Annotated in this window: 18 protein-coding genes; all 18 read left to right on the top strand. The window is 40.7% G+C overall.

Going from position 1 to position 22,615, the window contains the following annotated elements:
- Positions 1–5: 5 nt before the first annotated feature.
- The gene (gene rpiB, locus RTK36_RS00600) at positions 6–434 is read left to right on the top strand and encodes a ribose 5-phosphate isomerase B (RefSeq protein WP_312043261.1); all 429 of its coding nucleotides are present in this window, start codon (positions 6–8) and stop codon (positions 432–434) included.
- A 28-nt stretch (positions 435–462) separates the two neighbouring features.
- Positions 463–1,089, top strand: coding sequence for a uracil phosphoribosyltransferase (upp, locus tag RTK36_RS00595; protein WP_312043259.1), 627 nt, complete (start codon positions 463–465; stop codon positions 1,087–1,089).
- Positions 1,090–1,222: 133 nt separating this feature from the next.
- The gene (locus RTK36_RS00590; RefSeq protein WP_312043257.1) at positions 1,223–2,260 is read left to right on the top strand and encodes an MraY family glycosyltransferase; all 1,038 of its coding nucleotides are present in this window, start codon (positions 1,223–1,225) and stop codon (positions 2,258–2,260) included.
- Positions 2,261–2,368: 108 nt separating this feature from the next.
- Positions 2,369–3,295 carry a DnaD domain protein gene (locus RTK36_RS00585; RefSeq protein ID WP_312043255.1) on the top strand — a complete coding sequence of 309 codons (927 nt, stop codon included), beginning with the start codon at positions 2,369–2,371 and terminating at the stop codon, positions 3,293–3,295.
- A 14-nt stretch (positions 3,296–3,309) separates the two neighbouring features.
- The gene (locus tag RTK36_RS00580; protein WP_312043252.1) at positions 3,310–4,305 is read left to right on the top strand and encodes an ATP-binding protein; all 996 of its coding nucleotides are present in this window, start codon (positions 3,310–3,312) and stop codon (positions 4,303–4,305) included.
- Positions 4,306–4,819: 514 nt separating this feature from the next.
- Positions 4,820–5,446 (top strand): dTMP kinase, encoded by a 627-nt coding sequence (gene tmk / locus RTK36_RS00575; RefSeq protein WP_312043250.1) that lies wholly within the window; start codon positions 4,820–4,822, stop codon positions 5,444–5,446.
- 88 nt (positions 5,447–5,534) lie between these two features.
- Positions 5,535–5,861, top strand: coding sequence for a cyclic-di-AMP receptor (locus RTK36_RS00570; RefSeq protein WP_312043248.1), 327 nt, complete (start codon positions 5,535–5,537; stop codon positions 5,859–5,861).
- Between the two features lie 113 nt (positions 5,862–5,974).
- Positions 5,975–6,964 carry a DNA polymerase III subunit delta' gene (holB, locus tag RTK36_RS00565; RefSeq protein ID WP_312043246.1) on the top strand — a complete coding sequence of 330 codons (990 nt, stop codon included), beginning with the start codon at positions 5,975–5,977 and terminating at the stop codon, positions 6,962–6,964.
- Positions 6,961–7,830 carry a PSP1 domain-containing protein gene (locus RTK36_RS00560; RefSeq protein WP_312043244.1) on the top strand — a complete coding sequence of 290 codons (870 nt, stop codon included), beginning with the start codon at positions 6,961–6,963 and terminating at the stop codon, positions 7,828–7,830. The genes holB and RTK36_RS00560 overlap by 4 nt, the downstream gene beginning before the upstream one ends.
- Positions 7,820–8,575, top strand: coding sequence for a tRNA1(Val) (adenine(37)-N6)-methyltransferase (locus RTK36_RS00555; RefSeq protein WP_312043242.1), 756 nt, complete (start codon positions 7,820–7,822; stop codon positions 8,573–8,575). The genes RTK36_RS00560 and RTK36_RS00555 overlap by 11 nt, the downstream gene beginning before the upstream one ends.
- Positions 8,572–9,432: a 16S rRNA (cytidine(1402)-2'-O)-methyltransferase gene (rsmI, locus tag RTK36_RS00550; RefSeq protein ID WP_312043240.1), complete on the top strand. Its 861-nt coding sequence runs from the start codon at positions 8,572–8,574 to the stop codon at positions 9,430–9,432. Before RTK36_RS00555 ends, rsmI begins: the two co-directional genes overlap by 4 nt.
- 188 nt (positions 9,433–9,620) lie before the next feature.
- Positions 9,621–9,998, top strand: coding sequence for a hypothetical protein (locus RTK36_RS00545; RefSeq protein WP_312043238.1), 378 nt, complete (start codon positions 9,621–9,623; stop codon positions 9,996–9,998).
- 474 nt (positions 9,999–10,472) lie between these two features.
- Positions 10,473–14,765, top strand: coding sequence for an acyl-CoA dehydratase activase-related protein (locus tag RTK36_RS00540; RefSeq protein ID WP_312043412.1), 4,293 nt, complete (start codon positions 10,473–10,475; stop codon positions 14,763–14,765).
- A gap of 261 nt (positions 14,766–15,026) precedes the next feature.
- Complete coding sequence (locus RTK36_RS00535) at positions 15,027–18,164, top strand: ATP-binding protein (protein ID WP_312043236.1); 3,138 nt, start codon at positions 15,027–15,029, stop codon at positions 18,162–18,164.
- A gap of 452 nt (positions 18,165–18,616) precedes the next feature.
- Positions 18,617–19,309, top strand: coding sequence for a response regulator (locus tag RTK36_RS00530; protein WP_312043234.1), 693 nt, complete (start codon positions 18,617–18,619; stop codon positions 19,307–19,309).
- 11 nt (positions 19,310–19,320) lie between these two features.
- Entirely contained in the window at positions 19,321–21,096 is a 1,776-nt protein-coding gene (locus RTK36_RS00525; RefSeq protein WP_312043232.1) for an ATP-binding protein, read from the top strand.
- Between the two features lie 155 nt (positions 21,097–21,251).
- A complete protein-coding gene (locus tag RTK36_RS00520) occupies positions 21,252–21,713 on the top strand; it encodes a hypothetical protein (RefSeq protein ID WP_312043230.1) in 462 nt (153 codons plus the stop codon).
- 29 nt (positions 21,714–21,742) lie between these two features.
- Positions 21,743–22,615, top strand: an 873-nt coding sequence (locus tag RTK36_RS00515; protein ID WP_312043228.1) for a hypothetical protein, incomplete at its 3' end; no start/stop codon positions are given.

Below are 22,615 nucleotides of genomic sequence, written 5' to 3'. Positions count from 1 at the left end.
AGCAGATGTTAGCATTAGGTTGTGACCATGGCGGATTTCCGTTAATGGCAGAAGTAATAAGATATTTGGAAGATAACAAAATTCCTTATAAGAATTTCGGTACCTTTTCTGAGGAATCCGTTGACTATCCTGAGTTTGGCAAGCTGGTGGCCCATGCGGTTGCCGATGGCGAGTGTGAACAAGGTATTTTAATTTGTGGAACGGGAATTGGTATTTCGATTGCCGCAAACAAAGTAAAAGGAATTCGAGCTGCTCTTTGCGGAGATGTTTTTTCTGCAAAGGCAACAAGAGAGCATAATGATGCTAATATTCTTGCTATGGGCGCTCGCGTTACTGGCGCGGGTCTTGCTCTGGAAATTGTGAAGGCTTTTTTGGAAACGCCTTTTTCCAATGATGAACGTCATATAAGAAGAATTAAACAAATTGAAGACTGAAGAGAATGACAAGAAAGAAGGAACGAAAATGAGTAAACTGTTCGTATCTGAACACCCCATGATTCAAAGCAAGATGGCAATGCTGAGAAACAAAGAAACCGGTTCAAAGGAATTCCGTGAAATTATCGGAGAAGTAGCAATGCTTTTATGCTACGAAGCGACAAGAGAGTTGCCTTTGGTAGATATTGAGGTGGAAACACCTGTGGCTATGGCACAATGTCGTGTGATTGATGCAAAATTGGCAATCGTACCCATTTTAAGAGCAGGAATTGGTATGACAGACGGGCTTATCAATTTGATGCCTACTGCAAAAATTGGACACATTGGTTTGTATCGTGACCCAGTGACATTAAACCCTGTGGAATACTACTGCAAGCTTCCTAGCGACATTGAAGAGAGAATTGTGTTCTTAACTGATCCTATGCTGGCAACAGGCGGAACTGCAGAGGCGGCAATTGGATTTTTGAAGGACAGGGGCGTTAAAAATATTGTTATGCTCTGCATTCTTGCTGCTCCCGACGGTGTTAAGAAAATTCAGGAGACTCACCCTGATGTTGATATTTATGCGGCAGCGTATGATGACATGTTGAATGATCATGGATATATTGTTCCCGGCTTAGGTGATGCAGGCGACAGAATATTTGGAACAAAATAAATAGTATAAGTTAAGGGGATATTCATACACGCCTCCTTTTTTAGGAGGCGAGAACTGCTTGCAGACTGAGACATGATTATCCCCATTTTCCTGTATAGGGAGTTTCTTCCAACTGTTAGGAGAGGATTTTTGAATGCAACATAATTGGTTATTATATATAGCGGCTTTTGCTAGTGCCTTTGCAATTACATTGGTAGCGACCCCATTTGCTAAGTGGATTTCCATAAAATGCGGCGCCATCGATTATCCAAAGGACAGAGGTGTTCATAAAAAACCAATGCCCAGAATGGGCGGTGTGGCCATTGTGTTGGGCTTTACCGTGACCGTTTTGATGATATTCTTTTTTGACAAGGGGATGAGCACCAAACAGTTTGTGGGCTTTTTGAGCGGAGCACTTTTGATTGCGGCTTTGGGTGTTTTGGATGATATGAAAAATCTACCGGCAAAGCTAAAATTCTGCGTGCAGATTGTTGCGGCACTGATTGTCATTTTTTCCGGAATACAAATCAATGTGGTGCTTTGGCCTGTAACTGCGGCTTTGCAGAAATTCAGTATTCCTATAACCCTTGTTTGGATTGTGGGGGTAACCAATGCGGTGAATTTAATTGATGGCTTGGATGGTCTGGCGGCAGGGGTTTCCTCTATTGCAGCATTAAGCCTTATGGTTCTTTGCATTATGACAGGAAGCAATACGGCGGTGGTTTTAACTGCAGCTCTTGCTGGTGCTTGCCTTGGATTTTTGCCCAGAAACTTTAATCCGGCGGAAATTTTTATGGGCGATACAGGTTCCACGTTTCTTGGGTTTGTTTTATCGGTAACCAGTATTCTTGGTGTGTTTAAAGGATATGCTCTTTTGGCAGTGAGTGTCAGCGTGCTATGCCTTGGGCTGCCGGTATTTGATACAATTTTTGCCATGCTTCGCAGAATGGCAAAGCATCAGCCTATTATGCAGCCTGATCGAGGGCATTTGCATCATCGGCTGATTGACCGTGGGTTTTCTCAAAAACAGGCAGTATTGATTTTATATGCAATCAGCTTTTGTTTAGGTTGCTTGGCTATTTTTATTTCCTTTAAAGATTCCGGCGTGATTGTAGTTGTATTACTCACCGTGATTTTGTTAAGCTTTATCATTTATTATTTTAATGTTCATATAAAACATAAGAGTAAATAAAAAAAGGCTGTCCATGGACATATTTTGTCGGTGGCAGTCTTTTCTTAATCTATAAGCTATGTTATACTAAAAGGTACGAAAATATCAGAATGGAAAGGAGGCTGCCGTATGTCACGGGAAGTTTCACTCTCAAATGAATTTATTGAAAAAGAACTGCCTTTGGCGCCCCCGTTGTATGTCTCTATCTATCTGATGACAAAAGCCTTGGAGGGTGTCAATGCAGCAACCATTGCACAAAGGCTGAATGTTTTGGAAAGTGATGTGGTTCGAGCATGGCAATACTGGCACGACCGGGAACGAACAAAGCCAATAGAAGCTGTTCAAACACGGGTGTTTATGGAGCAAAAGCCCGAATACAGTGTGGCAGAGCTATCCGAATATATGAAGCATGGTGAAATGAAAGCCTTATTACAGACAGCTCAGCGCAAACTGGGTAAGCCATTAACTCAGCAGGATATCAGTATGATTTTTGGTTTGTATGATTGGCTGGGTTTCTCTATAGATTTGATCGAAGTATTGCTTTCCTACTGCGTTTCCGATGGATTTAAGGGGATGCGTTATGTGGAAAAAGTAGCTATGGCTTGGGCAGAAGAAGGTATCCAAACTGTGGACAAGGCTGTGGAATACATAGAAATGAGAAAAACAAGCTTTCATACTATCATGCGTGCTTTTGGGCAAAGTGGCAGAATGCCTGTGGAGGGCGAAGAGGCCTATATGAAAAAATGGCTGAGAGAGTATGAGATATCCATTGATGTCATTAAGATGGCATGCGAGAGAACGGTAATGCAGACTGGCAAAGTGAGTTTTGCATATGCAGACAGCATTTTAAGAAAATGGAAAGATGCGGGAGTGAAAACGCCTGCTGATATAGAGACTTTGGATCGGGCTTTTGCAGCAAAAAAGACGGTAAAGACCGGAGAGCCAAAGGCTGTAACAACGCAACCCAAGCAAAACCGATTTATCAATTATCCACAAAGGCAATGGGATTTTGAAAAATTGGAGAAGCTACAGCGAGAAGAAAGAGATAAATGGTAAAGGAGGCGGGAGCTTTGGCAACAAGAACACAGATATTTCGTGAAATATTACGGGAATACGATAGCTTGCGCACGAAAAAGGCGGCAGAGCTGCGGGAGAGAAAGGCTGTGCTTTTTGAAAGATTGCCCCGCTTGGCTGAAATTGAGCAGGAAATGGCGCTTTTAGGAACGAAAACTGCCAGAATGGTTTTGCAAGGCAAGGTGGACGCCAAGGATATGATGGAACAGTTAAAAATTGGGCAGAAAGTTTTGGAAGAAGAGCGTTGTCGTATTTTGGACGCCCACAATTTAACACCCCAGATACTTGAAATAGAATATGCATGCCCAAAATGCAATGACACCGGATATATTGGAACGGAACAATGCCTTTGTATGAAAAGGCGATTAATGGACAAACTCTATGACCAGTCCAATGTCCGTGATACGATTAAAGTCGAAAATTTTGATAACTTTAATTTTGCCTTATATAGCTCCACGCCTTCAAAGGAAGAAGGAATATCTCCCAAGGCAAATGCAGAAAAACTGTACCGTAGAGCCTTGGCATTTGTTGAGGAGTTTGGAAACGGAGCAAACCTTTTAATTTACGGAGGAACGGGCTTAGGAAAGACCTTTCTTTGTAACTGTATTGCCAAGGATTTATTGGCAAAGGGACATACCGTTTTATACCTTACAGCAGGGCAGTTATTCAGAAAGCTGGAGGAGCAAAGGTTTCATAGAGAGGATGACGAGGAAGAGGCAAAGGAGTGGGATCAGGAGCTTTTGGAAGCAGAGCTTTTGATAATTGATGACTTAGGCACAGAGTTTTCCACAATATTTACCACGTCGGAGCTTTTTCGCATCGTCAACGACAGAAAATTAGCAAAAAGAGCTGTTGTAATTTCCACCAACCTAGGCCCTACGGAGCTGATGAGCCTTTATTCTGACCGTGTAACCTCTAGATTTTTCGGAGAGTTTGAGCAAATGAAGTTTTTTGGCGATGATATTCGAATTATCAAAAAATATCAAAAATAAAAATTGTTTTCAAAGGGACGTATGGCTTTATCGGCTAACGTTCCTTTTTTAGTATGCATTCTGTTTCTAGAAAACCTTTTAACACTCTGTCAAAAGAATAGTGCATTTGTAAAATAAGCAGGAAAAATGGGAATAATATACTTTGGCGGATATACCCTTATATTGTTATGGGGAATATCCGTGTACGCCTATTAACTTGTATTCCCACTTCTATCGCTTGGATTTATTATAATTTTATTTAAAGCTGGTGGGAAAAACCTCTGATTTTCACTATATTTATTGTTTTATCTTGCAAAAAATCTGTCAACACATCTGGGATATAGAGAATTATGGAGCATTACCATAGTAAAAAAAATAGGCACAAATTTGGTTTTGTGGTATAATAAAAAAATAATTATTTTTCTATTCTTTTCCTTGAAAAAGTTTGAGAATTAATTGGAAAGGCTTAAACATGCCACTCTTTGAAAGGCACAAAATGTTTTCGCTGAATTCATAGAGATTTTTGAGGTGTCAAATGAGAGGATTCTTTATTTCGGTGGAGGGAAGCGATGGTAGCGGAAAATCCACACAGATTAAAAAAATAGAAGCATATTTAAAGAGCAAAAGTCAGGACGTTCTTCTTACCAGAGAACCAGGAGGAACTGTTATTTCAGAAAAAATACGGGAGTTGTTATTGGATCCCTCTCATAGAGAAATGAAAGCGAAAACAGAAATGCTTTTATATGCGGCTGCCAGAGCTCAACATTTGGAGGAATTCATATTGCCCAGCTTGCAGGCAGGGAAGCATGTATTGACAGATCGCTTCACCGATTCCAGTATTGCCTATCAAGGCTTTGGCCGTGGTTTAGGTGAGATTGTTGCTGAGGTAAACCGTATTGCAACGGGGGGGATTTCTCCGGACATTACGTTTTTCTTGGAGCTTTCGCCAGAAACGGGAATTGCCAGGAAAAAATCGGAAGAAAACCATGAGATGGATCGACTGGAGCAGGAAAAACAGGAATTCCATCAAAGGGTTTATAACGGCTACAAAACCTTGTGTGATATGGAAGGACAGCGTATTTGCCTTGTTGATGCAAGTGAAGGGATTGAAACTGTTTTCTCTCATATAAAGGTGCAATTAGATAGGTTATTTGGGTTTTAAAACGCTTTTTTCATAGCGTGTGTTTTCAATATTTTTGTATAAATATTGTTTCAAGTCAAATGGAATATATAGGATGGGAGGAGTTTCTATGAAGCTAATTATTGCCATTATTCAAGATGAAGACGCAGGTGAGGTTATCTCCAATCTCAATAAAGCGAACTTTCAGGTAACAAGACTGGCAACAAAGGGCGGCTTTTTAAGGGCCGGAAATACGACTCTCTTAACCGGTGTTGAGGAAGAAAAGGTAGAGGAAGCGATGGGGATTATTGAAGAAAACAGTAAGTCTCGTACCCAGTATGCCACCCTTCCATCATCTTGTGGTGCAATGCATGGCTTTATTTTGGCACCCATAGAGGTAAATATCGGCGGTGCCACGGTGTTTGTAGTGGATGTGGAACAATTTAAAAAGTTTTAATAAGCAATAATTTTAAAGATAAGGAATGTTTTCTTCAATTAGGTATTTTTGCAGTTAAACTGTGGGGCAGTGCCCCGTGAATTTGCCTATGTTTTGGAAAGGGGGGGGGCGCATTGTATCGCTTCGAGGAAATTTGGGGCAATCAGCGCCTGCTCCGTCATTTGCGTATGGCGGTGAAAAACAAAAAGACTTCCCATGCATATTTATTTGTTGGCGGGAGCGGGTCAGGTAAAAAAATGATTTCAAATACTTTTGCCAAATATTTGTTGTGTGCCGCCAAACAGGATGAACCTTGTGATTCCTGTGAAAGTTGTCGGGTATTTGACAGTGGAAACCATCCCGACGTTATTTATGTGACTTCCCAGAAAAAAACACTGGGGGTAGATGAAATACGTGGGCAGATATTGGAAACGGTGGATATCAAGCCCTATCACTACGATAAGAAAATATATATCATACAACAAGCACATACTATGACGGTACAGGCCCAAAATGCATTGTTGAAGACTTTGGAAGAACCCCCGGAATACGCTGTATTTTTGCTTTTGGCGGAAAGTATTGAGACTTTTTTGCCTACAATATTATCAAGAACGGTTACCTTAAAAATCAGTCCTCTTTCTGAGGAGGAAATTCATAAATATTTGGTGCAAAAAAATTTGGTAGCACCAGAAGAGGCTGCTTTTTTTGCAGCTTACGGACAAGGCAAAATTGGTCATGCGTTAGAGCTAATTGAGGATGCTGCTTTTCGGCAGATGCGGGAGGATATTTTGTTGCAAATGAGCCAATTGCAGTCTATGCGCCTATCAGAGGCATTGCTTTTGGCAAAGGAGTGGGAAGTATTCAAAAACGATGCTCGCTTTTTAGATATCATTGGATTATGGTATCGAGATTTGATGGCAGCAAAAGCCTTAAGGGACGAACGATTTATCATTCAAAAGGACAAAAAAGAATTGTTATATTCGGCTGCAAAAGAACCAATGGAAGTGTTGGCTAATAAATCTGCGGCTGTGACAAAGGCGAAAGAGCGTTTAATACAGAATGGAAATTTCAGGCTGACCATGGAGGTCATGCTGATGGAGCTAAAGGAGAATGGAACCCAATGATAGAAGTGGTAGGAATTCGATTTAAAAAAGCAGGAAAGATGTATTATTTCGATCCTGATGGAATGACTTTAAGCAAAGAAGATTACGCCATTGTGGAAACTGCCCGTGGCGTGGAATATGGACAGGTAATTAAGGAAAATACCCATGTCCCAGAAGAGACCATTGTGCCCCCGCTGAAAAAGGTTTTGCGTAAGGCAACTAAGGATGATGCCCGCACGGTGGAGAATAATGAGAAAAAAGAAGCTGAAGCTTTTCAAATTTGCTTGGGGCATATTGCCCATTTAGGTTTGGATATGAAGCTGGTGGATGTGGAGATGACCTTTGACCGTAATAAACTGATTTTTTATTTTACCTCAGATGGTAGAGTGGATTTCAGAGAATTGGTAAAGGAATTGGCAGCGGCTTTCCGTACCCGTATTGAATTGCGCCAAATTGGCGTTCGTGATGAGGCGAAAATGCTCAACGGTATTGGCATTTGTGGAAGAACGTTGTGCTGTGCCACGTTTTTGGGGGACTTTCAGCCTGTTTCCATTAAAATGGCAAAGGAACAAAGTCTATCGCTGAATCCGACGAAAATCAGCGGCATTTGCGGACGTTTGATGTGCTGCTTAAAATATGAAGAGGACGTTTACGAAGAATTAAACAGAAAAATGCCTAAGGTTGGTGACATTATCTCAACACCAGAAGGAACCGGAGAAATTCTTTCCACCAATGTGTTGCTTCAACAGGTAAAAGCAGCTGTGAGAAAGAAAGAAAATGACCCACCTACCATTGCTTTTTATCACGCAGATGAAATCAAGGTAATCAAGTCAAAGAAAAAGAAAAAAGAGGTAATACCTGAGGAATTAAAGGCATATGAGGACTGATATTAAAATCAACGATTATGAACGGGTGGATGATTTACACCGTGATGGTTACCAAATCATTCAAGACCCCAGCCGTTTTTGCTTTGGTGTGGATGCGGTATTGCTGAGTAGCTTTGCCAGAGTAAAAAAAGGGGAGTGCGTTTTAGATTTGGGGACAGGCACGGGGATTATTCCTATTTTGCTTGCCGCAAAAACCAAGGGGCAGCAATTTACTGGTCTTGAAATACAGGCAGAAAGCGTAGAAATGGCACTGCGCAGTGTGGCTTTAAATGAGCTGGAGGAACGGGTTTCTATTTTACATGGAGACATTAAAGAGGTTGGGACTCTTTTTTACAGGCGAACTTTTGATGTTGTGACCTCCAATCCCCCTTATATGAATGAAGGGGGAGGCCTGGTGAATCCTCATAGTGCTAAGGCAATTGCAAGGCATGAGATTCTTTGTTCCTTAGAGGATATTGTGGCGGCGGCTGACAAGGTATTGCACAAGGGCGGCCGTTTTTATATGATTCACCGCCCCCATCGGCTGACGGACATTCTGGTGCTTATGCGTCAATATAAGCTGGAGCCAAAAAGATTGCGTTTCATTCATCCTTTTGGAGACAAGGCACCTACAATGGTTCTTGTGGAAGGAATAAAGGGTGGTAACCCTATGGTAAAGGTGGATCCACCGCTGATTATTTACAGCGAGGCAGGGAAGTATACCCAAGAAGCATTTGATATTTATTATGGGGAGGGGCAGGCATGAAACAAGATACAGCAGGAACATTATACCTTTGTGCAACGCCCATTGGAAATTTAGAGGATATTACCCTAAGAACGTTAAAGCTTCTGGAAAGCGTAGATGTAATTGCGGCTGAGGATACAAGAAACACTTTGAAGCTTTTAAATCGGTATGAGATAAAAACACCCATGACAAGCTACCATGAGCATAATAAAATTGGGAAAGGGCCTTTTTTAGTGGAAAAGCTCTTAAACGGTGAAAGTATCGCCTTGGTTACTGATGCGGGAATGCCAGGAATCTCGGATCCTGGAGCGGATTTGGTGAAGCTTTGCTATGAGGCGGGTGTGCCTGTAACGGTAGCTCCTGGGGCTTCTGCGGCAGTGGTTGCGTTGGTGCTTTCGGGTTTGAATACCAGAAGATTTGTATTTGAAGGTTTTTTGCCATCGGACAAAAAAGAACGCCGGTTGGTGCTTCAGACCTTGGAAAAAGAACATCGCACTATAATATTTTATGAGGCACCTCATCGCTTAGTGGATACTTTGGAAGAGCTTACCGCAGTGTTGGGCGGTGATAGGAAAAGTGCTGTAATTCGAGAATTGACCAAAAAGTTTGAGGAAGTTCGACGGGAAACCCTAGAAAATCACATAGCGTACTTTAAAGAAAATGCTCCAAAAGGGGAATTTGTTTTGGTTATTGAAGGACTATCGCTGGAGGCGCAAAAAAAAGAGGCCCAGGCTAGCTGGGAAGAAGTTTCCATCCCGGAACATATCCAGCGGTATTTGGAGCAGGGACTGACGGAAAAGGACGCTATGAAACAAGTGGCAAAGGACAGAGGGGTTTCAAAGCGAGATATTTATAAAGAATATAAAACCAATGAATAAATTGATTTATGTAGCATAAATAGAAAAGAGATTATAGCAAATTTGTAAGTTTGGTTTGATTCTGTTGCTATGGGGCAGAATAGAGAAAGTTTTATTGTTTGGCTTTTATAAAAGCGTTATTTAGAAGCAGAAAGTCGACAGACTGCAATTTTGTTGAGATTAAGAGTGATAGAAAAGAGGTATTGAGAATGCTGGAAGGCTTTTTGGCGTTGGGCTGGAAAGATGTGTTGCTTGCAGCGTGTATTGCTTACATTGTTTTTTCTGCAATACGACTTTTCCAAAGGCTTTTTGGAAAGCAAGAGGAAGAGCTTAGCTTTAAAGTGAAAAACATGGATATGGTTGAGGTCTATGAGAAATGCAAGGAGTTGTTTCCCATACAAAGCCTTACATTTCATGGGAGGGAGTTTACCCGTGGAATGCGTATTAAGGTGACGACAATCCAGAAAAAGATTATTGAGGGAGAATTGATTGGGATCAATAGAATTAATCTCATCTGCATACGTACTCACAACCAGATTGTTGCACATCAGATTGAAAAAATTGAAGAAATTATTATTCTAGAATGACAAAAAGACTATTTCCTTATTAGGGAAATGGTCTTTTTTTCGGAAAAATTGGTTGAAATTTACATGGTAAAAAAATTTTAACGGGATTTTAGCGGGCTAAAATATTGAATTTACTAGGATTGTGCATATAATGAAATTAAGTAAAGTCTTTAATGAAATTTTGTGAAGTGAATAGAGTGAGTCTATTTTAGTAAGAAATGCTTTGTGGAAATGAAGCATTTTAGCAATTTGGTGTTTTAAGTAGCAGTTCGTAGTCAGGGGTTGGAGGAGAGCAGAATGTCATAAGACGGAATTTGTTATTTTGAAGCAGATTTGTGTTTTTTGGAACCGTTGACTTTGAGAAAGATAATTTGAGGAAAATATACAGACCAAATTAGGATTGATATAAAAACATATATGGAAGCGCAGCAGTTGAAAGCTGAAAGCAGAAGTATATTGAAGGGGGTTTTACAAGTGAAGTATCATGATGCAAGCATGGGCAATACATATAAAATGGGCATAGATATCGGCTCTACAACCGTTAAGGTTGTATTGGTTGACCAGGAGATGAAAATGGTATTTTGCTGCTATCGCAGGCATTTTTCTGAAATCAAAAAAACGGTTATGAATATTATAGAAGAAGCGAAGGATGAATTGGGCGAGGCTTCTTTTTCTGTGATGATTACCGGAAGCGGTGGCGTGTCCCTGGCAAAAAGCATTGAAGTAGAATTTATTCAAGAAGTTGTTGCTACGGCAAGAGCACTTGAAACATCGGCGCCTTTAACGGATGTTGCCATTGAGCTGGGCGGCGAGGACGCAAAAATAATATATTTTGACAACGGCAATGTTGAGCAAAGGATGAACGGTGTGTGTGCAGGTGGCACAGGCTCCTTTATAGACCAAATGGCAAGTCTTTTACAAACAGATGCAACGGGGTTAAATGAATTGGCAAAAGGTCAGACGGTGATTTATCCCATTGCTTCACGTTGTGGCGTATTTGCTAAAACAGATATACAGCCACTCATTAATGAGGGGGCAAAGAGGGAGGACTTGGCAGCATCTATTTTTCAGGCTGTAGTCAATCAGACCATTGCAGGATTGGCTTGTGGAAAGCCAATTCGTGGCCATGTTGCTTTTTTGGGAGGCCCGCTACACTTTTTGTCTGAGCTTAGAGGCAGATTTATTGAGACCTTGAAGCTAACGGAGGAAACGACCATTATACCCGAAAACTCGCATTTGTTTGCAGCTTATGGTACGGCGGTTTCCTGCAAAGGTGAGGCGAATTTTAACTTCACCTCTATTTTAAAAAAATTATATGAAAAAGGGGAAATGTCGGCAGAGGTAGGTCGCATGGAGCCTTTGTTTCACAATGAAAGAGAATATGAGATTTTTAAGGATAGACATGACCAGAACAAAGTAAAAAGAACACCCATTTCTACATATCATAGAGATGCTTTTTTAGGAATTGATGCAGGCTCAACCACAACAAAGGTTGCTTTGGTTGCAGCGGACGGAAGCCTACTGTATTCCTTTTATGCGGGAAATGAAGGAAACCCTTTAGGGGTGGTTACGAAAAGCCTGAATGAAATGTACGACTTGATGCCCGAGGATGTTGTGATTCGTAATTCCTGCGTTACGGGCTATGGAGAGGGACTTTTGAAAGAGGCCCTGATGATTGATTTAGGGTATATTGAAACAGTTGCACATTATAAAGCGGCACAGTTTTTCCGTCCCGATGTAGATTTCATTTTAGACATCGGTGGACAGGATATGAAGTGTATCCGAATTAAGGATCATGTGATTGATAGTGTTTTACTTAATGAGGCTTGTTCTTCAGGCTGTGGTTCCTTTATTGAAACCTTTGCAAAATCCCTGAATTATGCAGTGGCAGATTTTGCGAAAATTGCTTTGTTCGCAAAGCACCCCATTGATTTGGGTTCTCGCTGTACTGTTTTTATGAACTCAAGGGTAAAACAAGCCCAAAAAGAGGGAGCTGATGTCTCAGATATCTCCGCGGGTTTAGCATATTCTGTTATTAAAAATGCATTGTTAAAGGTAATTAAAATTGCTGACCCGCAATCCATGGGAAAATCTATGGTTGTGCAAGGTGGCACCTTTTATAATGACGCTGTTTTGAAAAGCTTTGAAATGATTAGCGGCAGGCAAGCAGTTCGCCCTGATATTGCAGGCATTATGGGTGCCTTTGGCGCAGGTTTGATTGCAAGGGATAAATATGAAGCTGGTTTCCAAACCACGCTGATTAGTCGGGAAGCTATGAATACCCTTGAGGTACATTCTTCTATGGCAAGATGTCAGGCGTGTACCAACCATTGTCTTTTGACCATTAACAGATTTAATGGAGATAGACGCTTTATTACAGGAAACCGTTGTGAAAGAGGTTTGGGTAAGGAAAAAAATCAGAATCCGGCACCTAATCTTTATGAATATAAGCGCCACAGATTGTTTGACTATGAGCCATTATCGGCAGAGGAAGCAAGGCGTGGCACTGTGGGGATACCCCGTGTTTTAAATATGTGGGAGGACTATCCTTTTTGGTACACCTTCTTCACAAAACTGGGATATCGAGTGGTACTCTCTCCTAATTCTTCAAAGGGCATATTTGAAAAGGGTATGGAATCCATCCCCAGTGAATCTGTTTGCTATCCTGCCAAGCTGGTACATGGGCATATCATGTATTTGATTGAACAAGGTGTGGATATGATTTTCTACCCAGGGGTAGTTTATGAAAGAAGAGACAGCATTGCCGCGGATAACAATTATAATTGCCCGATTGTTGCCTCTTACAATGAAAATATTAAGAACAATATGGAAGAGCTTCAAGGAAAGGACATCCTTTTTATGAATCCATTCTTAGCTATGGATAAAATAGAGACTGTTTTGAAGCGCTTGACAGAGGAATTTGAGCCTCTAGGCTGCGACAAAAAGGAAATCAAAGAAGCGGTTTACGACGGTTGGAATGAATGGTCTCAGTTCCGTCGGGATATGCACGATAAGGGTGAAGAAACCCTGCAATATATCAAAGAAAAGGGCATGATAGGCATTATTCTGGGCGGACGCCCCTATCATGCAGACCCGGAAATTAACCATGGCATTCCTGAGTTGATTGCGGGCTACAACATTGCAGTATTGACGGAGGACAGTGTTGCTCATCTTGGGAAGGCTAAACGTCCTACCGTTGTGCGGGATCAATGGACGTATCACTCCAGGCTGTACGAATCTGCGGCATTTGCAACAACCCAGGAGAACATAGAGTATGTTCAACTAAATTCCTTTGGTTGTGGGCTGGATGCCGTTACCACAGATGAAGTGAAGGCAATTTTGAATGCCTCTGGGAAAATATACACTGTGTTGAAAATTGACGAGGTAAATAACCTTGGTGCAGCCCGTATCCGTATTCGCTCCTTAATTGCTGCTTTGGAGGAAAGAAGAGAAAAAGGTGTCAGTTTGAAGGAAGGGGATGCGAGCCTACGCAGAGTGTTGTTTACAAAGGAAATGAGAGAAAAGTACACCATACTTTGTCCTCAGATGTCTCCTATACACTTCAATATTTTACAACCGGCTATGCGGGCTTGTGGCTATAATCTGGAGATTATGGAGGCCATGGACAGAAGTGCCATTGATACAGGATTAAAATATGTAAACAACGATGCGTGCTATCCTGCACTGATTACCATTGGACAATTGATGAACGGGTTGTTTTCAGGCAAATACGACCTAAATAGAACGGCGCTATTGATTTCCCAAACCGGCGGTGGATGTAGAGCAACTAATTATATCGCCTTGATACGCAAGGCTTTGGAGAATGCAGGTATGCCAAACATTCCTGTCATTTCCCTTAACCCAGTTGGATTGGAGAAAAATCCCGGATTTCAAATTGACTTAGGGATGGTGAATAAGGCGATACAAGCCTTGGTTTATGGCGATGTGTTTATGCGGGTGTTATATCGCACACGTCCCTATGAAAAGGTGAAAGGTTCTGCTAACGCACTTTATGAAAAATGGAATGAAAAAGTGAAGAAGGATGTTGCCACTGGAAAATTCCGCACTTATGCGGAAAATATCCGAGGGATCATTCGAGAGTTTGATGAGTTGGAATTGATTGATGTGAAAAAGCCAAGAGTGGGTGTGGTTGGAGAAATTCTGGTGAAATTCCACCCCACTGCAAATAACGATTTGGTAAATCTCTTGGAACGAGAGGGTGCTGAAGCTGTTGTGCCTGACTTGCTTACCTTTGGATTATATTGTTGTTATAATGCAACACAAAAGGAAAAATATCTTGGGGGCTCTGCAAAAAGCAGAATCATTGCAGATATGGTGGCAAAGGTCATCGAGCAATATCAAAGACCTATGATTACTGCCTTAAAAATGAGCAAGCGCTTTGATTCACCTCAGGATATTCGTGAACTGGGTAAATATGCAGAGAAGGTAGTTTCGCTGTGTAACCAAACAGGCGAGGGATGGTTCTTAACGGCTGAAATGATAGAACTAATTCATACCGGTGTGGCAAATATCGTTTGTACCCAGCCCTTCGGGTGTTTACCAAACCATGTTGTTGGCAAGGGCGTAATAAAGGAATTACGCAAGCAGTATCCGCTGTCAAATGTGGTTGCCATTGATTATGACCCCGGCGCCAGTGAAATCAATCAGTTGAATAGAATTAAACTGATGCTGGCAAGCGCAAATAAGAATTTGGAGGCGGTACGTTCCAACACCTTGAGCAAAGCCCATTCTTTGGAACAGGCAGCATTTCGGGTGAAAGAAGACTAAAAGAAGTTGTTAACTGAAACTTTAGAGGGTATTCCATATCTTTCGACAGATTATGGAGTACCCTTTTTGTTGCATTCTGAACCGTACGCTTCTTTTGCTGGGGGCGAGGGGGGGCGTTGGAAAGAGGAAGCTTCCCTTGCCCCATGCCCCTAGAAGGGATAGGAAGACTATTTTAAATCCTGTTGACAATGAAATAGAAGAGAAATTATACTTGTGAAAGAAAAAGAAGTGTAGACCTTAAACTGGAAAGGGGTATCCACAATGAGTACAAAATGGGAAGACGGCTTTGAACTATTATTGAATACCATGGGGGAAGTGGCAGTATTTGTTGTGCAAGAGGATACCCACGAAGTGCTATGTTGCAATGATGAGGCAAAAAGGCAAGAAGGAAATGCCTTTTGTAAAAGACTTCGTGAATTATGGGAGAAACAGTGCCACCAATGTGTAACGAAAAACATAAAAGAAAACAAATCTTTTACGAAAACCATAGTTGATGATGATTCAAAGAAAATCTTAAGGTTAATGGTAACTAGGATAAAGTGGGGAGCAGAAAACATTCCAGCATTTTCTGTGGTTATTACCCCCGTTGTACAGGGGGAAAATGCAGCGGTACATTTAAACCTTCTTGAGAATATTGATATCATTTTATCGGAAGGATATGTACACAGCTGCTTGGTAAATTTGACGAAGGATGAGTATGTTAATCTTTTGCCTGATTGTGATGGGAGAAACACCTTTTTAATTGGGAAAAGCTATGAAGAAATGTTAGAACGTTTTTATCAGTGTGTACATCCCCTACATGAGTCTGAAATAAGATGCGTTTATAGCAGGGAACAGCTTTTAATGGACTACAATGAAGGAATCCAAAGAATTAGCCATGATTACCTGCTTCAAAATAAAGAAGGTTCATATCGCTGGGTTAGAGGAAGCGTGATATTTCCCCGAAATTCGGATCACTGCGATAGAATGGCAGTGATGCTTTGGAAAGAAATGCAGACAGAAAAGGGCATAGCCCAACAGCTTCTTACGGAACAGGAAGCGCTGTTTAACAGCCTTCCCGGGTATGTTTTAAAGATATCTGTGACTGACGACATTATTTTTTTGGAAGCCAGTGATACGTTTTATGATTTTTTTGGGGTGGTAGATAAAAAATATCAGGTGGGAGATAACGTTTTTGTTGAAGACAGGGAGTTTGTAATATCTCTAATTAAGCAAAAAGGACAAAAGGGACTGCCAATACACTTTGAATGCAGGGTGTGTGATAAAAAGGGGAATATTGTTTGGGTTCAGTGTGAGGGTCGGCTTGTTGACTATCAAAAGGGACACCCAGTTTATTTACTGATCTTATTGGATATTCATGCCAATAAACTAACCCAGATGCAGTTATTAAAAGAACGAGAGCGCTACCGTTTGGCGGTAGTGGACATGGCTGTGGGCATTTTTGAATATTACGTTAGGGATGATTATTTTACTTACTATCCTTCGGAATGTGATAAGAGGGGTGCTGCGAAGAAATGGAACTATATGGAGAAGATGAAACAGTCCACCATGCTTTCGAAGGAGCATAAAGCAGCATTTTTAGAAATTTTAAGGGGTAAAATTACCGGTGCAGAGATAGAAATATTTGTGGAACAAAATAAGCGGTATGAATGGTTTTTTTGTCAAGGAAACCCTGTTTTTGAAGATGGAACATTAAAGAAAGTTGTAGGAACACTTCGCTCTATAGATAAAAGCAAAAGAAAACAACAACAGGTGGAGGAAAAACTGCAACGAGAGCAAAGGCAGAGCCGAATGTCTAATCAAAGATTTCTACGGGCGGTAAATCAGCTTTACGATTTAATTATTGAAGCGGATTTGATAAGCAGAGAAACCTACGTTTGGAAGGACTCTGATGAATATGGTAGGAACCTGCCAAGAGATGAGCAGTTGTATGACTTTTTACTGAACGATTGCTTTGACTTGGTTCAAGGGGAGTATCGTGAAGAAGCAAGAAATACATTTATGCCTGAATTTTTGATAAAAGAGTTTCACAAAGGAAATAGTGAAATTGTGATGGAAATGCCTGTAGGAAACAACAAAGGTATTTATCGCTGGCATCGTCTTCAGGTTCAGCTTCTGGAGGAGAGCGCAGATAGCCTGCGTATTTTGATATATTTTAAAAATATTCATGAACAAAAGTCAAGAGAAGCTCAGCAGCAAAGTGCTTTAAAGGATGCGTTAAAATTGGCAGAACAAGCAAATGCAGCAAAGGGAGATTTTTTATCTCGCATGTCACATGATATTAGAACCCCTTTGAACGCCATTATGGGGATGGCATCCATTGCCCATGCAAATATGGATCAAAAGGAAACCCTGTCGGATTGCTTAGAAAAAATCAATTCCTCTTCAAAATATCTTTTGGCATTGATTAATGACATTTTAGAGATGAGCAAAATAGAAAGTGGTAAAATGCCTTTTAACATAAAGGAATTTGATATTCATGATTTGCTTCAGGAGGCAGTTGTCTATGGCTATACACAAGGGCAGCTTAAGGAGCAAAGGTTTTCTGTGTTGTTAAAAGAAGGAACAGGGGGTGTTTTTGAAGGTGACCCATTGAGATTGAATCAGATTTTGATTAATTTGTTAAGCAATGCTTTCAAATATACGCCGCCTAAGGGTGAAATCCTTTTGTCTGTTAGAGGACGAAATTTAGATGATAACAAGAGTTTACTGCAAATTGAAGTGCAAGATAACGGAATAGGCATTAAAAAAAGTTTTTTGGAAAGGATATTTCTTCCCTTTGAACAAGGGGAGGGCGGCTTGGTATCCGGAGGCACAGGGCTGGGCTTAGCAATCTCCCAAAATCTTGCCATGCTTATGGGAGGACATATTTATGTGGAAAGTGAGGAAGGAAATGGAAGTGTATTCCGTTTTGAGCTTCCGCTAAAGAGGAAACCAAACAACAGTCTCCCTAAGCAAAATAAACCCCAAGAGAAGTTGGAGAAAGTGGAGACAGGTATTTTGGCTGAACTGGAAAATTCTAGAGTTCTTTTGGCTGAGGATAATGAAATTAATGTTGAGATTGCCAAAACTCTTTTGGAAATGTACGGTTTAGTTGTAGATGTCGCAGGAGATGGAAGGGAGTGCCTCACTCTTTTTGGACAATCCCCAGAAAACACATATCTTGCCATTCTCATGGATATACAAATGCCTGTTATGAACGGTTATGAAGCAAGCAGAGAAATACGCAAAATGGAACGGGAGGATGCAAAAATCATACCCATTTTAGCCATGACTGCTAATGCATTTCCATCAGATATTGGGGAGACCATGGCGGCGGGAATGACTGAGCATATTCCTAAGCCCATTGACATGAGTGTGTTATTAAGTTTGTTGAAGAAATACAAAGGAGAGAAATAGCACAACAAGGATAATAGAATTTTATTGATTGTAAAACGGTCCTTTTTTCTGCTAAAAAGAAAAGTGTAAAGGGGCGGACGTTTTATTGGAACTTTTTTGACAAAGGTAAGTCTAAAGTAACAGGACTAAGAGCAATTTTAAAAGACTTTATTTAGGAATCATGCCTTGCGTACATAAAGAATAAAATATTTTGGCAGTTCTTCTGCAATAGCTGGGTTTTTTCTTTGGATATGGGGATTTTAGGATTCATTAAAAATTGCTTTGTAAGGAATGCACCAGGTCAGACATACAAAAAACAAGGATATTGTTGGGAAAACAGCAAAAGCCTATGAAGTTAGGCTTTTTAGGCTAACTTGTAATTTATAGATGTGGCTGTAAGAACTGTACATTTTATAAAATTTTTTGTATAATAAAATAATAAAGAATTCTGACCTATACTATGGGGGAGAAAAATGGATAAAAAAATACTTATTGTAGATGATGAAAAAAACATTGTTGATATTATTGCATTCAATTTGAAAAAGGAAGGCTACAACATCTTAAGAGCCGGTGATGGAGCAGAGGGCGTTCGGCTGACGATGGAAGAAAATCCGGATTTGATTTTGCTGGATATTATGATGCCTAAGATGGATGGATACGAGGCTTGTAAAAAGATACGAGAAAAGAAAAATACACCCATCATTATGCTTACTGCTCGTGCTGAGGAATTGGACAAAGTTCTGGGTCTTGAGCTTGGTGCGGATGATTATGTAACAAAGCCCTTCGGTGTAAGAGAGCTAATGGCCAGGGTTAAGGCAAATTTGCGACGCCAAATTGTGCAAGAGGAGACCATCCCAGATGAGGCGGAGGGTATGGTTTTCGGTAGGTTGAACATTAATTTAGAGCGCTATGAGGTACGTAAGGATGGTAGAGTATTAGAGCTGACACTGCGTGAGTTTGAACTATTAAAATTCCTTACCCAACAAAAGGGTCAGGTGTTTTCCAGAGAAATCCTCTTGGAGAAGGTTTGGGGTTATGAATATTTTGGAGACGTTCGTACCGTTGATGTTACGGTTCGCCGCTTGCGGGAAAAATTGGAGGATGATCCAGGAAAACCCGAATATATATTGACCAAAAGAGGTGTGGGCTATTATTTTGATTGCTAAGGAAGGCGGGGTTGAAGCCTTTGCGAAGTATTAAGTGGAAATTAATTATCATGTATCTTGGACTGGTGCTGATTGTAATGATTGTCAGCGGTTCCTATATTTTATTGAGCCTTAGAAATATAGAGCTTGAAAAATCCAGATGGCAGTTGGTGTCATGTGCTGAAAAGATTGACGAGCAAGTTGTTAAAGTGAATGATTTAAAGGATATTCAGGATACCCTCCTTAAGACAGTTACCAATGCAGGCATACAGGGTAACATTCTGGATGCCAAAGGCAATACAATTGCCTCCAACACTGTAGTGAAAAAACCCTACACAGATCAGGCGATTATAGCTGCCATGAACGGAACGGCTTCCTTTTCCTCTGGGAAGAAAAGCACGGATACGTTTAACCTTTTGAAGGAATGGATGAGCTATGCGGTGCCTATTCTGGGGGAGGACGGAAAGGTTGTCTGTATCATTTATACCCGTTTGGATGCGGGAGATATGCGGGCAAGCCTTAACCAAACAACGAAAACCATCATTATCGCTGTTGCCATAGCACTTCTTTTGGCTGTTATTATGGGGTATGTATTTGCCCAAACTTTGACAGGACCCATTTTGGCACTGACCAGGGGCGCCAAGAATATGGCGGAGGGGAATTTTGAACAAAGCCTCAAGGTCAGAAGCTCCGATGAAATTGGGCAGTTGACCAGTAGCTTTAATTATATGGCTTCTGAACTAACCAAAAACATGTCCGAGATTTATCAGGAAAAAAATCGCTTGGAGATTCTATTGCATAATATGAGTGATGGTGTGATTTCCTTTAACAAAGATGGAGAGTTTATGCTTGCCAATACTGCCGTAACAGAAATGCTTGAGGTGGATAAAATAGACATGGATTTTTCCACCTTTATACGAAACTATGATATTAATTCAGGAGTCTATCTGGATGTAGGAACGGAACCCTCTAAAAGAGTAACTTTCCCTGTGGGTAAGCAATTTATCAGCGCAACATTTACGCCATATTATAATGCTACAGGGCAAATTGAAGGCTTGGTTGTTGTTTTACAGGATATTACAGAACAGAAGAAGCTAGATGATATGCGTAAGGAATTTGTGGCCAATGTATCCCATGAGTTGAGAACACCCCTTACAACAGTCAAAAGCTATACGGAAACCCTTATGGATGGTGCCATGGATGATAAGGAAATTGCCATGGAGTTTTTAGGTATCATCGATAGCGAAGCTGACAGAATGGCGTTCTTAGTTCGTGATTTGCTACAGCTTTCCAGATTTGATAATAAGCAGGTGCTTTTGGATATTACTAAAATAGAAATGAACGAGTTTTTATCCTTAACAGTGAAGCAAAATAGAATTCATGCCGAAGGCAAACACCAACAGCTCAGCTTTGAACCTTACGAGGAGGATGTCGTGATTCATGGCGACAGAGATCGTGTTGGTCAGGTTGTGAATAATATTGTTACCAATGCAATGAAATATAGCTTGGAACAAGCATCCATTAAAATTTATATTTCAGAGGACGATATCTATTATAAGATTTCTGTAAAAGATACGGGAATGGGAATTGCAAGAGAAGATTTACCTCGTATTTTTGAGCGTTTTTACCGTGTGGATAAAGCCAGAAGCCGAGCAATGGGAGGAACAGGTCTTGGACTTGCTATTGCGAAGGAAATTATGGAAAGCCATGGAGGTAAGTTGACAGCAGAAAGCGAATATGGAAAAGGAACTACCATGACCATGTGGTTTCCTAAAAAGCCGCCTGAACCTCCGTGCAAAGAAGCATAACAACTCACTTTTGCTGTAAAAAAACCGCTTGATTTGCAGTGGAAAAAGTTGTTATAAAACTGTAAGCGCGTTGTAACATGAATGTAATATTTCCGTTGTATAATACTATATATGTATAATGATTGGGTATTTACAATGGAATGGAGGTGCAGGGAATGAAACAGAGAAGTAAGTGTATTGCAGTATTTGTCATGATGTTGCTCTTATCTTTTTCGCCCGTTTACACCTTTGCACAGGAATTCTGTAATCCTACGCCCATAGCAATATCCAGTGGACTGACTTTTGAAGAGGAAAAACAGGATGCTACCTTTGAGGATACTCGTATTGTTTATGGTGAAACAATTCCCTTTGCGGATATTTCTGTGATTGTTTCCAGAAGGGATGCAGAAGGGAATACCCTTCAGGATTACAGCGATAGTTTTGAAGTGGGCTCTTTGGGCATTTTTAGTATTGCTCTTCCATTGAAGCTAGGTACCAACTATATAGATGTTTCTGTGAGTAGCCAATGTTATGATAATGCCACATATAGCTTCGAAATTAAGAGAATGCCCTTGAGTGTGAAGGAACAATTAAAGAATATGATTGCTTTGCCTGGGGTAGGGCAAGATAATAAATAAAAAAATTATAGAAAAAGCGGTGGGATCAAATGAAATTATACAAAATCACGAATTTTGTCATTGTTGCTTTGGTCATAGCTGCGGTTTTTCAAACAGGAGAGTTATGGCTTGAAGGAACATCGAGTCATAACTTTTTTGATATATTAACAAAGGCAAATGCTAGCACCAGTAAGGAAGCGGATGGTAATGTTCTTTTGGCAACCCGCTATGCAGTGGGGGAGGGAAAGGGAACTTTTTCTGTGTATTATCCCGATCAAATGGGGACAAGCGCTTTGTTGCAGGAGGCAAACGGTGTATTAAATGAAATTTTATCAGATAGAAAAAACAAAGTGGAATTTGTCACTGCCGATTGGAAGGAAATTCTTGGGGGACGTTGCATTGTTATGCAATATGACTTTATGGTTTCGGCGGATGAGTATTTAAGCCAGTATAAGAAATTGAAGAACAATAAGGTAACTTCCTTTGATTATATTACTATCATCCCTTCCAGACGTCCCGGTGAGGAGAGCAGAGCATATTTTGTAAATTCTAAAACAAATGATAGTGTCTGTTTTACAACGATCAAAAGTCAATCCGCATCTACATTTTATGAGAAACTGGTGAATGATGGGGGAGCAATGACGTACATATCCACGGGGCAGAAGACAGGGGCATCTGTTATTTGGCGCAATTTATTTTTACCTCAGTGGGCAGATTTACCCTACCGCTATAGCGGGTTGCGGCAGGTTGCTGCATTTGAAAAGGACGGCATGGTTAGCCGCGTGGACATGGAAAATACGTTAAAAGGTTTTTTCGGAAATTTCTCTGTGGACTGGAGCACCAAGGATGATAGCGGTGATTTTATTTTTAGTGATAGCCAAACGGTTGTCAAGTATTTTCCGGATAGAAGGGTTTTGGAATAT

The sequence above is a fragment of the Anaerotignum sp. genome, assembly GCF_031981185.1.
GTDB lineage: Bacteria > Bacillota > Clostridia > Lachnospirales > Anaerotignaceae > Chakrabartyella.
The sequence above is the reverse complement of the archived record's forward strand: the minus strand, read 5'-3'. Positions and strand labels throughout refer to the sequence as shown.

Bases quoted from the DNA above. Each gene is read 5' to 3' on its own strand.
- rpiB (WP_312043261.1), top strand. From the start codon at position 6: ATGTTAGCATTAGGTTGTGACCATGGCGGATTTCCGTTAATGGCAGAA.
- upp (WP_312043259.1), top strand. From the start codon at position 463: ATGAGTAAACTGTTCGTATCTGAACACCCCATGATTCAAAGCAAGATG.
- RTK36_RS00590 (WP_312043257.1), top strand. From the start codon at position 1,223: ATGCAACATAATTGGTTATTATATATAGCGGCTTTTGCTAGTGCCTTT.
- RTK36_RS00585 (WP_312043255.1), top strand. From the start codon at position 2,369: ATGTCACGGGAAGTTTCACTCTCAAATGAATTTATTGAAAAAGAACTG.
- tmk (WP_312043250.1), top strand. From the start codon at position 4,820: ATGAGAGGATTCTTTATTTCGGTGGAGGGAAGCGATGGTAGCGGAAAA.
- RTK36_RS00570 (WP_312043248.1), top strand. From the start codon at position 5,535: ATGAAGCTAATTATTGCCATTATTCAAGATGAAGACGCAGGTGAGGTT.
- RTK36_RS00560 (WP_312043244.1), top strand. From the start codon at position 6,961: ATGATAGAAGTGGTAGGAATTCGATTTAAAAAAGCAGGAAAGATGTAT.
- RTK36_RS00555 (WP_312043242.1), top strand. From the start codon at position 7,820: ATGAGGACTGATATTAAAATCAACGATTATGAACGGGTGGATGATTTA.
- rsmI (WP_312043240.1), top strand. From the start codon at position 8,572: ATGAAACAAGATACAGCAGGAACATTATACCTTTGTGCAACGCCCATT.
- RTK36_RS00545 (WP_312043238.1), top strand. From the start codon at position 9,621: ATGCTGGAAGGCTTTTTGGCGTTGGGCTGGAAAGATGTGTTGCTTGCA.
- RTK36_RS00540 (WP_312043412.1), top strand. From the start codon at position 10,473: ATGGGCAATACATATAAAATGGGCATAGATATCGGCTCTACAACCGTT.
- RTK36_RS00535 (WP_312043236.1), top strand. From the start codon at position 15,027: ATGAGTACAAAATGGGAAGACGGCTTTGAACTATTATTGAATACCATG.
- RTK36_RS00530 (WP_312043234.1), top strand. From the start codon at position 18,617: ATGGATAAAAAAATACTTATTGTAGATGATGAAAAAAACATTGTTGAT.
- RTK36_RS00520 (WP_312043230.1), top strand. From the start codon at position 21,252: ATGAAACAGAGAAGTAAGTGTATTGCAGTATTTGTCATGATGTTGCTC.